The following is a 12,360-nucleotide window of genomic DNA, read 5'->3' as shown; positions in this document are numbered from 1 at the left end:
GCCAGCGCGGCAGAGGAAGAAAAGGCCGTCAGGTCAAGACGGTCCTGGGACACGGAGAAGTCCGTGATCGTGTCCGCACCGCCGTTCGGTCCGTATACAAACGTATCGGCGCCAGCGCCAAATGTGATCGTGTTGTTTGCGGTATTGCCGGTAATCGTGTCTCTGCCCGAGCCGCCGATCACATTCTCGATGATCGTGTTGGCGGCAATCGCGACCACGTTGACGTAGTGCGGAATGGACGGATCCGGACGATCGCCGAGGCTGGAAAAGGTGCCGGGCCGCAGGTCCACGATCTGCGGCTGGGAAAATCCGGAGAGGTTTATCGTGTCGACGCCGCTTGTATCATAAAGCGTCATCGCCGGCGGGCGGCGATAGGTGCCTTCCGGCAGGACGACGACGAACTGAGACCAGTCGATGTTTGTTCCGGGAGCGGAAGAGTTGAACCCAAATGTCGTGTTGCCGGAGAACGTACCGGCAGGATTGGTGCCGTAGAGCAGCTGGATGGCCGCGATGTCGGCCTGCTGAAGACCCAGGACGAAACGGTAGTTGCCGTGTCCTACTTCGAGCTGGTCGAAGTAGGACATGACCGTGTAGGCCCAGTTGTCGTTGGTGAAGAGGTTGTCGGTGCCGTAGTCTGCGGTGCCGTCATAAGGCCCGGGATGGCTGAGGCCGAGGGCGTGCCCGACTTCGTGGATGTAGGTCTGCTGCGCATAGTTGTCGAACCAGCCCGCCTGCGCGTTCGCATCGAGTGTGGTCCAGTTCGAGCTTATGACGATACGGCTCGAAAGGATCGAGTTGCCGGAAGTGCTGGTGCGGGCGTAGGCGACAGGATCGGTTGTGCCTTGTGACGCATTGGGGTCGTCTGCCACGGCGTTCACAAAGGTTATGCCGGCAGAGGCGCTGGTCGTACGCACGAAACTGAGCGAAGAGGCCGCGGCCCACATCTGAAGCGCGCGTTCGGCCATGATGCGTTCGTTGGCGTTCAGGTCCTCGATATTGTAGGTGATCGTCGAACTTTGCCAGCGCGGGCCGACGCCGACACCATCCTCATTCGCCAGGTATTGTCCGATCTGGTCGATGGTCCAGGTCGGGATGGGCGGGAGCACCTGCGTCGTCAGTGCATAACTGCCCGTCGACGTGCCGCCGTTCGTGTCGATCCAGCCGTGCGCGTTGATGTAATAGGTACCCGAAGCCGTCGGTGTGAAGCGCAGCAGGGAGTTGAAGCCGGTTCCGCCATCATCATTCGTCTTCAGCTGCGTGCCGCTGGCGTTCATGATCTCAAGGAATGGGTCACCCAGTCCGGTCCCCCCGGTGGCATCCAGCCTGAACTCATACGTGACGCCGGCCTGAAGATTGATCCGGAACCAGTCCTGGTCTCCGCTCACTTCAATCTGGCTGTTGACGATGTCGCCCACCGCAAGGGTTACGGTCGTTGCAATGGTGCCATCGACCTCCCCGGCTAAGTTAAGGGTCTGCGCTTCAGGCGAGCCCGGAGGCGCGTACTGCGTGCCACCAACCGAGGCTCCGGAAGCCGCAGTGCCGGCAATGGCTGCAATTGAAATCTTGTGCGCGAGCAGTTCGCCCGAATGGTCCTCACCGCACGGGCAGCAGGTCAGCGCGTGGGCGCGGTAACCGAACGTCGCGAGCCGTTCGATGCCTTCAAGCGACATGACGGAAGGCTGGAAGGCGCCGCTGGCCCGGAACTGTCCGCCTGCCGACCAGTCAAGGGCTGCATCCAGACGGAAGCCAGCCGCATCCGTATCCAGGCGAGAGTCAAAAGGCATGAAAATGCTCCGGTTGTCGCGCCGGCCCCCAAAAGACGGCGCAGTCTGGCGTGAACTATCGCCCGAATTTGCCGATCTGCAAGGCCGCGCAACGGTTTGGTGTTAACGCCGCCGGGGTGAACGCCTGATGACTGCAGGCCTCCCGCGAAATGTTACGGTAAATTCGGGTTCACAGAAAATGTTCCGCCCGGCTGGCGGCTCAGTTCACGAGGCGTTTGAGGGCGTCGCCGAGGTCGGTCTTTTCCCAACTGAACGTGCCGTCGGTGCCTGGTTTGCGGCCGAAATGGCCGTAAGCGGCGGTCGGGGAGTAGATCGGCGCGCTGAGTTTGAGGTGGGTGCGGATGCCCTTCGGGGAGAGATCGAACAGCTCGCGCAGGGCGGCGGCGATGCGGGCTTCGTCCGCCTTGCCGGTGCCGTGAGTGTCGACATAGATAGACAGGGGCTGGGCGACGCCGATGGCGTAGGAGACCTGGATCGTGCAGCGGTCAGCGAGGCCGGAGGCGACGACGTTCTTGGCAAGGTAGCGCGTGGCATAGGCGGCCGAGCGGTCGACCTTGGACGGGTCCTTGCCGGAGAAAGCGCCGCCGCCATGCGGGGCTGCGCCGCCATAGGTGTCGACGATGATCTTGCGCCCGGTGAGGCCGGAGTCGCCGTCCGGGCCGCCGATGTAGAAACTGCCGGTAGGGTTCACGTAGAACTTGTCTTCCGGCGGGAACCAGCCTTCTGGCAGCACAGACTTGATCACGGGGCGGATGATCTCGCGCAGCGCATCCTGGCTGACGCCCTTCTTGTGCTGGTGGGAGACGACGACCGCGTTGACGCCGACGGGGCGCGAGCCTTCATAGCGCAGGGTAACCTGGCTCTTGGCATCCGGCTCGAGCTCTGGGTGATTGCCGGAATGGCGCATTTCGGCGAGGCGCTCGAGGATCTGGTGGGAATAGACGAGCGTGGCCGGCATCAGCTCCGGCGTCTCGTTGGTGGCGTAGCCGAACATGATGCCCTGGTCGCCGGCGCCTTCTTCCTTGAAGAGGCCCTCGCCTTCCTCGACGCCTTGGGCGATTTCAGCCGACTGTCCGTGCACGTAGTTCTGCACGGTCATTTTTTCCCAGTGGAAGCCTTCCTGCTCATATCCGATCTTCTTGACGACGGCGCGGGCAGCGGCGTTCATCTCGTCATGCGTGATGACAGCGCCGTTCTTGGTGCGCACTTCGCCGGCGAGGACGACGAGGTTCGTCGTGCACAGAGTTTCCACAGCCACCTTCGCGGACGGGTCGCGCGAGAGGAAGAGGTCCACGACCGCATCGGAAATCTGGTCGGCGACCTTGTCGGGATGGCCTTCGGCGACGCTCTCGCTGGTGAACTCGTGGGACTTGAGGGGCATGGAGGATTTCCTCTGGAGGCTGATGGTTAGCGGGCAAAGACGACGGTCTTGCCGGAATTCAGAAAGATGCGGTGTTCGGCATGCGCCTTGACGGCGCGCAGCAGGGCAATGCCTTCAAGGTGGCGACCGGTTTCGACCATGTCCTCGGGCGAGAAAGTGTGGTCGATCGCCTCGGTGGCCTGCGAGATGATCGGGCCTTCATCGAGATCGGCGGTGACGTAGTGGGCCGAGGCGCCGATGACCTTCACGCCGCGCGCATGCGCCTGGTGATAGGGCTGGGCGCCCTTGAAGCCGGGCAGGAACGAATGGTGGATGTTGATGACGCGGCCCGAAAGGCGCGTGCAGGCCTCTTCGCTGAGTACCTGCATGTAGCGGGCGAGGACGACGAGATCGGACTTCGTCTCGTCGATGATCTCGTAGAGGCGCTGCTCGGCTGCCGGCTTGGTGGCGGCGGTAACAGGGACGTGGAACCAGGGCAGGTTCCAGTGCGCGAAGGCGGACTTCAGCGTGTCATGGTTCGACACGATGCCGGTGACGTCGATGGGCAACTCGCGCCGCCGCGCTGCGTAAAGCAGTGTGTTGGCGCAGTGATCGGATTTCGAGACGAGCAGCAGCGTGCGAAGGCGTTCGCCTTCGGGGCTGATCTGCCAGTCGGCGTCGATCTCCTTGCCAAGGGTGGCCATGTCCCGCTCGAGGCCCGCGAGGGCTTCGCCATTGCCGGGCGTGTTGAACACGAGGCGGGCGAAGAAGCGGTGCGTGTCCGGATCGCCAAAGGTGCGCGAGGTGACGATGAAGCAGCCATGCACTTCCATCACCCGGGCGAGGCGGGCCACAAGGCCCACCCGGTCCGGGCAGCTGAGCGTCAGGATGTAGGGCTGCGGCAAGTCCGTCCCCGGATCAGTAGCGGTAGTGTTCGGGCTTGAACGGGCCGTTGGTGCCGACGCCGATATAGTCGGCCTGTTCCTTCGACAGCTCAGTCAGTTTCACGCCGAGTTTCTCAAGGTGGAGGCGGGCGACTTTCTCGTCGAGGTGTTTGGGCAGGGTGTAGACCTTGTTCTCGTACTGGCCGCCGCGCACGTGGAGTTCGATCTGCGCGAGTGTCTGGTTGGTGAACGAGGCCGACATCACGAAGCTCGGGTGGCCGGTGGCGTTGCCAAGGTTCACGAGGCGGCCTTCGGAGAGCAGCAGCAGGCGCTTGCCATCCGGGAAGGTGATCATGTCGACCTGCGGCTTGATGTTCGTCCACTGATAATTGCGCAGCGCCTCGACCTGGATCTCGTTGTCGAAGTGGCCGATGTTGCAGACGATAGCCATGTCCTTCATTGCCCGCATATGGTCGAGCGTAAGGATATCCTTGTTGCCGGTCGCAGTGACAAAGATGTCGAACTTCGGCGCAGCTTCGTCGAGTGTCAGGACCTCATAGCCGTCCATTGCGGCCTGCAGGGCGCAGATCGGGTCGATCTCGGAGACGGCCACGCGGGCGCCCGAGCCGGAGAGCGAGGCAGCCGAACCTTTACCGACATCGCCGTAGCCGGCGACGAAGGCCTTCTTGCCGGCCATCATGACATCGGTGCCGCGGCGGATCGCGTCGACGAGAGATTCCTTGCATCCGTACTTGTTGTCGAACTTCGATTTGGTGACCGAGTCGTTGACGTTGATGGCCGGGAAGGGCAGCTCGCCGCGTTTCTCGAGCTGGTAGAGGCGGTTGACGCCCGTGGTCGTCTCTTCCGAGACGCCGCGCACGCCGGCCTTGGTTTTCTTGAACCAGCCGGGCGAGGCCTTCATGCGTTTGCGGATCTGGGCGAAGAAGTATTTCTCTTCTTCAGAACCGGGATTGTCGAGGATCTTCGGGTTCGCCTCGGCCTTCTCGCCAACGATCAGATACATCGTGGCGTCGCCGCCATCATCAAGGATGAGGTTCGGGCCGTTCCCATCCGGCCACTGGAACATGCGGTCGGTATAGTCCCAGTATTCTTCGAGCGTTTCGCCCTTGTAGGCGAAGACGGCGGTGCCGGCGGCAGCGATCGCTGCGGCGGCGTGGTCCTGTGTCGAGTAAATGTTGCAGGAGACCCAGCGCACCTGGGCGCCGAGGGCTTCCAGCGTCTGGATCAGGACAGCGGTCTGGATGGTCATGTGCAGCGAGCCGCAGATGCGGGCGCCTTTCAGCGGCTGCGAGGGGCCGAATTCGGCCCGCGCGGCCATCAGGCCCGGCATTTCGGTCTCGGCGATCGCAATTTCCTTGCGGCCGAATTCGGCGAGCGAAATGTCCTTGACGTAATAGTCCTGAACCTTGTCCTGAACGGTCATATCAACGATCCTTTATATGTTGCCCGGCGGGTTATCATGCCTGCTTGCCCATGGCAACGCGGAGGCGCCAGAAATGCCCGTCCGGCGCAGCATCCGGCGGTTGCCGCCTGATCCGGGCGTGCTAAGCAGGCGCGCAGGCGGCAAACCGCCGGTTGTGGCGGCGTGTGGAGCGGCAAATGAATTACCTCGTCACAGGCGGCGCAGGCTTCATCGGATCGGCCCTTTGCCAGGAACTGGCGGCGCGCCCGGATACGCGGATAACCGTTATCGACAAGCTGACCTATGCGGCCAACCCGGCCTCGCTGGCCGCGCTGAAGGTGCATCCCGGCTTCCGGCTGGTCGAGGCGGACATTTCCGACCGACAGGCGGTGGAAAAGGCGGTGCGCGAGACAGCGCCGGACGCGATCTTCCACCTCGCTGCCGAGACCCATGTTGACCGGTCGATTGATTCCGCCGCCCCCTTCATCCAGACGAATATTGTTGGCACGATGGTGATGCTGGAAGCGGCGCGCGCCTGGTGGGGCGCGCTGGAGGGCGAGGCAAAAGCCCGTTTCCGGTTCGTGCATGTCTCGACCGATGAAGTGTTCGGCTCGCTGGGGCCGGACGGCAAGTTCTGCGAGACGACGGCGTATGATCCGTCCTCGCCCTATTCGGCGAGCAAGGCAGGGTCCGATCACCTCGTGCGCGCCTGGCACCGCACCTATGGCCTGCCGGTGGTGATCTCCAACTGCTCCAACAATTACGGGCCGCGCCAGTTCCCGGAGAAGCTGATCCCGCTATCCGTGCTGAATGCGCTCCACGGCAAACCGATCAGCCTATACGGCGACGGCATGAACGTGCGCGACTGGCTCTACGTGCATGACCATGCCCGCGCGCTGGTCTGCATGGCGGACGGCGCGCCGGCCGGCGAGACCTATACGGTGGGCGGCAGCGAGGAGCGGACCAACCGCGATATCGCCGGCGCCATCTGCAGGCTGCTGGACGAGCGCTTCCCGAAAGCGGCCCCGCATGCGCGCCTCGTGCGCTTCGTGAAGGACCGGCCGGGACACGATTTCCGCTATGCCATCGACAGCAGCAAGATCCGGCGGGATCTGGGCTGGTCGCCGTCGGTCAACTTCGACACAGGGATGGCCGAGACGGTGGACTGGTATCTCGCCCATGAAGGCTGGTGGCGACCGCTGCGCGAGAAAGTGTATGCCGGCGAACGGATCGGCGAAGGCGCTTCGCAATAACTCTCACATGACAGGGCACCGATGAAGGGCATCATCCTCGCAGGCGGACGCGGCACCCGGCTTGAGCCGGTGACGCGAGGCGTATCGAAACAGCTGCTGCCGATCTACGACAAGCCGCTGATCTTCTATCCTCTGTCCGTGCTGATGCTGGCCGGCATCCGCGAAATCCTCGTGATTGTGACACCGGAATCGCTGGGGCAGTTCGAGGCGCTGCTGGGCAACGGGCGCCAGTGGGGCATCGAGATTTCCTACGCCGTGCAGGACGAGCCGCGCGGGCTGGCCGATGCGTTTATTCTGGGTGCAGACTTTCTGGGCGGCTCGTCGGCGGCGCTCGCGCTCGGTGACAACATTTTCTATGGCGCGGGGCTTTCGGGCCTCGTGATGAATGCCGCCAAGGCAACATCGGGTGCGAGCGTGTTTGCCTATTCGGTGCGCGATCCGGAACGCTTCGGCGTGGTGGAGCTTGATGCAGCCGGCAAAGCGATCTCCATCGAAGAGAAGCCGAAGAACCCGAAGAGCAACTGGGCGGTCACGGGCCTCTACTTTTACGACTCGCAGGTAGTGGACATTGCCCGCGCCGTGAAACCGTCGCCGCGCGGCGAGATCGAGATTACCGACATCAACGCCGCCTACATGGCGAAGGGCCAGCTGAACGCCGTGTGCCTGCCGCGCGGCTTTGCCTGGCTGGACGCGGGCACGTTCGACAGCCTGCTCGATGCCTCGCACTTCGTGCAGACCGTCGAGCGCCGGCAGGGGCTGAAGATCGGTTGCCTCGAGGAAGTGGCCTGGCGGCGCGGCTTCATCAATGACGAGACGCTGGAGCGTCTCGCGACCGGCTACACCAACAATTACCGCGAATACCTGCTCGGCTTATTGGAAGAGCGCCGCCCCTGAGGGCGCGGCGCTGATCTTCATCCGTTGAAGGTGCGCACGCCTTCGATGATGCGGTCTTGCGTGGCGATGTCCAGATAGGGGTGCATCGGCAGGGAGATCACGCGTTCGGCTTTCGCTTCGGTGACGGCGAGTTCACCGGGCTTCGGCGCCCACTCGCGGTAAGCCTGGTTCATGTGCATCGGCACCGGATAGTAGACGGCGGTCGGGATGTCCTGTGTCTTCAGGTGCGCGGCGAGGCCGTCACGGTTGTCGTGCTCGATCGTGTATTGTGCCCAGGTGGAGACGAAGCCAGGCTTCACGAAGGGCACGGCGGCGACGTGCGGCTTCAGCAGTTCATTGTAGCGCGCAGCGACCTTGTTGCGCAGCACGATTTCGTCGGCATAGATCTTCAGCTTCTCGATCAGCACGGCCGCCTGGATCGTGTCGAGGCGCGAGTTCATGCCGACGCGCATGTTCAGGTATTTCGGGTCGTGGTCGAAGGTCTTGCCCTTGAGGTCCGAGGCCACGGCCTTGCCGTGGACGCGCAGGCTGTCGATGATCTCGGCCAGCGCGGTGTCATTGGTGACGATGCCGCCTCCGTCGCCGTAACAGCCGAGCGGCTTGGCGGGGAAGAAGCTGGTGGTGACGCAGTCGGCCCAGTCGGACGGGTGCTTGCCGTTAATCGTCGTGCCAAAGCCCTGCGCGCTGTCGGCAATCAGCTTCATGCCATACTTGTTGGCAATCTCGCGCAGGCGCGGATAGTTCGCGGCCTGGCCGAAAAGGCAGACGCCGACGATGACGCGCGGCTTCAGCTTGCCGTCCTTCAGTATACGTTCGATCTGGGCGACGAGATGATCCGGGTTGATGTTGTAGGTGTCGGGCTCGACATCAACGAAGACCGGCGTGGCGCCGACCCACGGTACAACTTCGCCGGTGGCGCAGAAGGTAAAGCTCGGGCAGAACACCGCGTCGCCCGCGCCGACGCCCCAGGCCATCAGGGGCAGGGCGATGGCATCGGTGCCGTTGGCGCAGCCGAGTGCATGTTTTGCGCCGGAGAAGGCGGCGAGGTCTGCCTCGAACTGCTTCACTTCGGGGCCCATGATGTAGGCGCCGCTCTCGATTACTTTCTGCACGGCGGCGTTGATCTGCGGCTCGATCCGCTTGCGCTGCGCCTGAAGGTCGATGAACGCGATGGCCATATTCCTGGGTCCTCTTGGTCGGGTTAGCGTGCGCTGAGTAGACCAGCCCCTGCGGGCCAGCAACTCACGCCTCATTACAATTGGTTGCACAAGTCCAGAAAGCGCGCGGCGGCCGTGCGGCTGGTGCTGGGGCGGGCGGTCGTATTGCGGCCTGCGCCGCGGGTGAGGCGTTTCAGCACATCGGCGGCAGGTTCGGCGGGCACCCGCGGATCGGCGCGCCAGGGACCTGCGCCGCAGGCGACCAGCGGACAGTCGAAGGCGAGATAGTCGGCGATCTTGCTGGGCGGCACATGCATCTTGGCAGAGGCCACGAAGGCAAGCGCGTCGGCGCCCGCCATCATGGCGCGGGCCGTTTCATACGGCACGGGCCCGAACTGGCGGATAGAGCGGACGGCAGGGCTCGCTGCGATGCGGGCCTGCTCGGCGCCCGTGAGGCGGCCGGCGAAGTTGAGCATGAGGTCATTGCGCATAGTGCTGGTGGCCTCGAAGGGGGCGAGCAGGTCCTCGATGCGGGCTTCAGGATCGGAGAAGGCGATGGAGCCGGCGTGCAGGATGTTCAGGCCGCTGCCTTCATAGCTGAAGGGCTGGGCTGGATCATCGCTGGTGAAGTGTTCGAGCACCTGGGGATCGCGGGCGCCGAGGCGGCGGGCTTCCGCGGCGACGACGGAATCGACGGCGAGGACGAGGTCAGCCCTGGGAAGGAGGCGGCGGGCGACGAGGCGTTCACCGATCTGACGGTGCAGGCGGCGGCGCTCGGCGCGGTGCGGAGCTTCAAGCCACAGGTCACGGAAGTCGGCGGCCCAGCGGGCGCCAAGGGTGCGGGCGAGGCGTTCGCCGGCGACGTGGATGGATTCCGGCGGGCTGGTGGAGAGCACCCAGTCCGGCTTCCAGCCCTCCGCGATGCCGGCATCGGCGGCGCGCTGGCACCAGCGGATGTCCGGGTCCGGCCAGAGAAGGAGATCGCGGGCAAGGCCGCGCAGCGAGGGACGTGCAGGGCCGGTATCGCCTGACGGATCGCGGTTCGGATGCGGTACGGCCAGGCCGGGTTCGCCTTCCGGCAGCGACGGCGCGATCACCCGTACATCGACGCCGAGAGCCCGCAACGCGTTGGCCAGTAGATAGGGCCGCCGGATGCCTCCGGAGACGGCGGGCGGATAATGCCGTGTAAGGAGCAAAAGCCGCTTCACGCCATCCTCAGGCCTTCACGACCTTTGCCTTCAGGTCCTGCGGGATGTGCTGGGTCGCATTGCGGGTGTCGATGACGAGCTTCGAGTTCCTAACCAGCGCCTCGTAATCGACCGCATCGTGGTCGGTGGAGATCAGCACGCAGTCATAGTGTTTCAGAGCCTTCGGCGTCAGCGGCACCGATTCCATGCCGGCGAATTCCGGGTGGTCACGCGTGACCGGAACCTTGGCGATGTGCGGATCGTGGTAGTCGACGGTGGCTTTCCGCTCGCGGAGCATGTGGATGAGGTGCAGCGAGGGGCTCTCGCGCATGTCGTCGACGTTTTTCTTGTAGGCAAGGCCGACGACCAGGATCCGGCTGCCGGCGATAGATTTCTGGAGGTGCGAGCTCATCGCTTCGGCGAGGTGTTCGATCACCTGTTTCGGCAATTGGGTGACGACATCACCGGCCAGTTCGATGAAGCGTGTGGTCTCGCCCACCGCGCGGGCCTTCCAGGTCAGATAGAACGGGTCGATCGGAATGCAGTGGCCGCCGAGGCCGGGGCCCGGATAGAAGGCCATGAACCCGAAGGGCTTGGTCTTGGCCGCGTCGATCACTTCCCAGACATCGATGCCCATGCCCTGGTAGACGGTCTTCAGCTCGTTCACGAGCGCGATATTGATCAGCCGGAAGATGTTCTCGGTCAGCTTCACCGCTTCGGCGGTCTTCATGTCGGAGACCGGCACGACCTTGGTGATCGCTTCGTACACGGCCACGGCCATGTCGCGCTCAGGCGTCGTGTTGGCGCCGACGACTTTCGGGATCGACGAGGTCGAGAAGTCGATATTGCCGGGATCTTCACGCTCAGGCGAGTAGGCGATGGCGAAGTCCGCGCCCGCGCGCAGGCCGGTCTTCTCGAGGATGACCTTCACGACTTCGTCGCTGGTGCCCGGATAGGTGGTCGACTCCAGGATGATGAGCTGGCCGGGACGCAGGTGCCGCGCGATCATTTCCGTCGTGTCGCTGACATAGGAAATGTCCGGCTCGCGGTGGGCGTTCAGCGGCGTCGGTACGCACATCAGGAGCGCGTCGCCCGCCGAAAGGCGCGACTCGTCGCTGGTGACCTCAAGACGGCCGGTGGCGTTCATGGCCACGATCCGGTCGTCCGGGATGTGCTGGATATAGGTCTTGCCGGCCGTGAGCAGGTCAACCTTGCGCTGGTCGATGTCGAAACCGAGGACGCGGAAACCGGCGGCCAGGAAGGCTTCGGCGAGCGGCAGGCCGACATACCCGAGGCCCATGATCCCGATGGTCAGGTCGCGGGCATGAGCGCGGCGAACGTAGTCCGCCGCCATGGAGTCGGGAGTGGTCGAAGTGGTCAGCATGGCGGGACGCTCTGGCTATGAAGTTGGGCAGGATTGCGGCGGCGTCAACCGCCAGCGGGGGCGAGGCGGCCTTCGGCGCGCAGCAGGGTCTCAACGACCTGCACGGCCTCCTGGCCGTCGGTGCGCGGTTTGAGCTTGCCGGCGCAGCAATCGAGGAAATGGCGGCATTCCTGCTTCAGCGGCTCATCGGCCGGGAAGGCGATGGTTTCAGCCTCGGCCTTCACCGCTTCAGGCACCTTGCCCTTCCAGGTGACGGAATGGCGGTAAAGCTTCAGCTTGTCCTCGGCCTTGGCTGCGGAGTCCTCGAAGACCAGCATGCCGGTTTCACCGACCACGACGAGGCGGTGTTCCTTGAAGGGGTGCAGCCAGGCAGCGAAAACGTGGGCACGGCGTCCGCCCGAGAAGGTCATGTCGAGGCGGTATTCGTCTTCGAGGCCGGGCGTGACCCAGCTGCTGCCGCCGCCGGTCACGGTGGCCGGGCGCTCGCCCATGATCGCCAGCAGCATCGACAGGTCATGCGGCGCGAAGCTCCACAGCGCGTTCTCCTCGATCCGCAGTTTCCCGAGGCTGAGCCGGTTGGAATAGGCGTATCGCACGCTGCCGATGGCGCCTTCCCGGACGAGTTCCAGCAAGCGGATGAAAGCCGGGTGGTACTGCAGCAGGTGGCCGACCATCAGGGCTTTGCCGGCCCGCGCGGCCGCCTCGCACATGGCGCGGCTATCTTCGAGTGTGAGGGCGAGCGGCTTTTCAACGAACACGTGCTTGCCGGCGGCAAAGGCCTTCAGCGCCAGTTCGGCGTGCAGTTCAGCCGGGGCGGCAATCGAGACGCCGTCGATCGATGGGTCCGCCAGCACTTCGTCCACGGTGCGCCCCGGCACGCCATTGGCGTCGGCTTCGCGCTTGGCGGTGTCCGGGTGGGGATCGCAGACGGCGGCAAGGGCGCCGAGCTGGGCGAAGTTGCGCGCAAGGTTCTTGCCCCAGTGACCGGCGCCGATCTGCGCGACACGGGGGGTAGCGGAAGGGTTTGTCATCTA

The 12,360-nt window shown here is 64.2% G+C and carries 10 protein-coding genes; 2 read left to right on the top strand and 8 right to left on the bottom strand.

Features of this window, described 5'->3' with window-relative positions; translation table 11 throughout:
* The 4 genes from Q0C17_RS17375 to ahcY all read right to left on the bottom strand — a co-directional run.
* Window positions 1–1,784, bottom strand: a 1,784-nt coding sequence (locus Q0C17_RS17375; protein WP_291209102.1) for a M10 family metallopeptidase C-terminal domain-containing protein, incomplete at its 3' end; no start/stop codon positions are given.
* 199 nt (window positions 1,785–1,983) lie between these two features.
* Window positions 1,984–3,165 (bottom strand): methionine adenosyltransferase, encoded by a 1,182-nt coding sequence (gene metK / locus Q0C17_RS17370; protein ID WP_291209100.1) that lies wholly within the window; start codon window positions 3,163–3,165, stop codon window positions 1,984–1,986.
* A 26-nt stretch (window positions 3,166–3,191) separates the two neighbouring features.
* The gene (gene purU / locus Q0C17_RS17365; RefSeq protein ID WP_291209098.1) at window positions 3,192–4,049 is read right to left on the bottom strand and encodes a formyltetrahydrofolate deformylase; all 858 of its coding nucleotides are present in this window, start codon (window positions 4,047–4,049) and stop codon (window positions 3,192–3,194) included.
* A 13-nt stretch (window positions 4,050–4,062) separates the two neighbouring features.
* A complete protein-coding gene (gene ahcY / locus Q0C17_RS17360; RefSeq protein ID WP_291209097.1) occupies window positions 4,063–5,472 on the bottom strand; it encodes an adenosylhomocysteinase in 1,410 nt (469 codons plus the stop codon).
* A 176-nt stretch (window positions 5,473–5,648) separates the two neighbouring features.
* Between ahcY and rfbB the strand changes: the two genes are divergently transcribed.
* Both rfbB and rfbA read left to right on the top strand, forming a co-directional pair.
* Entirely contained in the window at window positions 5,649–6,704 is a 1,056-nt protein-coding gene (gene rfbB / locus Q0C17_RS17355) for a dTDP-glucose 4,6-dehydratase (RefSeq protein WP_291209095.1), read from the top strand.
* A 21-nt stretch (window positions 6,705–6,725) separates the two neighbouring features.
* Window positions 6,726–7,598, top strand: coding sequence for a glucose-1-phosphate thymidylyltransferase RfbA (gene rfbA, locus Q0C17_RS17350; RefSeq protein WP_291209093.1), 873 nt, complete (start codon window positions 6,726–6,728; stop codon window positions 7,596–7,598).
* A 17-nt stretch (window positions 7,599–7,615) separates the two neighbouring features.
* Here rfbA and Q0C17_RS17345 read toward each other — a convergent pair whose 3' ends face one another.
* From Q0C17_RS17345 to Q0C17_RS17330, 4 genes are all read right to left on the bottom strand, one after another.
* Window positions 7,616–8,776 (bottom strand): DegT/DnrJ/EryC1/StrS aminotransferase family protein, encoded by a 1,161-nt coding sequence (locus tag Q0C17_RS17345; protein WP_291209091.1) that lies wholly within the window; start codon window positions 8,774–8,776, stop codon window positions 7,616–7,618.
* Between the two features lie 74 nt (window positions 8,777–8,850).
* The gene (locus Q0C17_RS17340) at window positions 8,851–9,963 is read right to left on the bottom strand and encodes a glycosyltransferase (protein ID WP_291209089.1); all 1,113 of its coding nucleotides are present in this window, start codon (window positions 9,961–9,963) and stop codon (window positions 8,851–8,853) included.
* Window positions 9,964–9,970: 7 nt separating this feature from the next.
* Window positions 9,971–11,326, bottom strand: a complete 1,356-nt coding sequence (locus tag Q0C17_RS17335) for a nucleotide sugar dehydrogenase (protein ID WP_291209087.1) — start codon at window positions 11,324–11,326, stop codon at window positions 9,971–9,973.
* A 44-nt stretch (window positions 11,327–11,370) separates the two neighbouring features.
* Window positions 11,371–12,357, bottom strand: coding sequence for a Gfo/Idh/MocA family oxidoreductase (locus Q0C17_RS17330; protein WP_291209077.1), 987 nt, complete (start codon window positions 12,355–12,357; stop codon window positions 11,371–11,373).
* Between the last annotated feature and the right edge of the window lie 3 nt (window positions 12,358–12,360).

The organism is Hyphomonas sp. (genome assembly GCF_022844445.1).
In the GTDB taxonomy this organism is placed as follows: Bacteria; Pseudomonadota; Alphaproteobacteria; order Caulobacterales; family Hyphomonadaceae; genus Hyphomonas.
Note: the sequence above shows the minus strand (reverse complement) of the source record. Positions and strands in the feature narration are given on the sequence as shown.

Bases quoted from the DNA above. Each gene is read 5' to 3' on its own strand.
- metK (WP_291209100.1), bottom strand. From the start codon at position 3,165: ATGCCCCTCAAGTCCCACGAGTTCACCAGCGAGAGCGTCGCCGAAGGC.
- ahcY (WP_291209097.1), bottom strand. From the start codon at position 5,472: ATGACCGTTCAGGACAAGGTTCAGGACTATTACGTCAAGGACATTTCG.
- rfbB (WP_291209095.1), top strand. From the start codon at position 5,649: ATGAATTACCTCGTCACAGGCGGCGCAGGCTTCATCGGATCGGCCCTT.
- rfbA (WP_291209093.1), top strand. From the start codon at position 6,726: ATGAAGGGCATCATCCTCGCAGGCGGACGCGGCACCCGGCTTGAGCCG.
- Q0C17_RS17345 (WP_291209091.1), bottom strand. From the start codon at position 8,776: ATGGCCATCGCGTTCATCGACCTTCAGGCGCAGCGCAAGCGGATCGAG.
- Q0C17_RS17335 (WP_291209087.1), bottom strand. From the start codon at position 11,326: ATGCTGACCACTTCGACCACTCCCGACTCCATGGCGGCGGACTACGTT.
- Q0C17_RS17330 (WP_291209077.1), bottom strand. From the start codon at position 12,357: ATGACAAACCCTTCCGCTACCCCCCGTGTCGCGCAGATCGGCGCCGGT.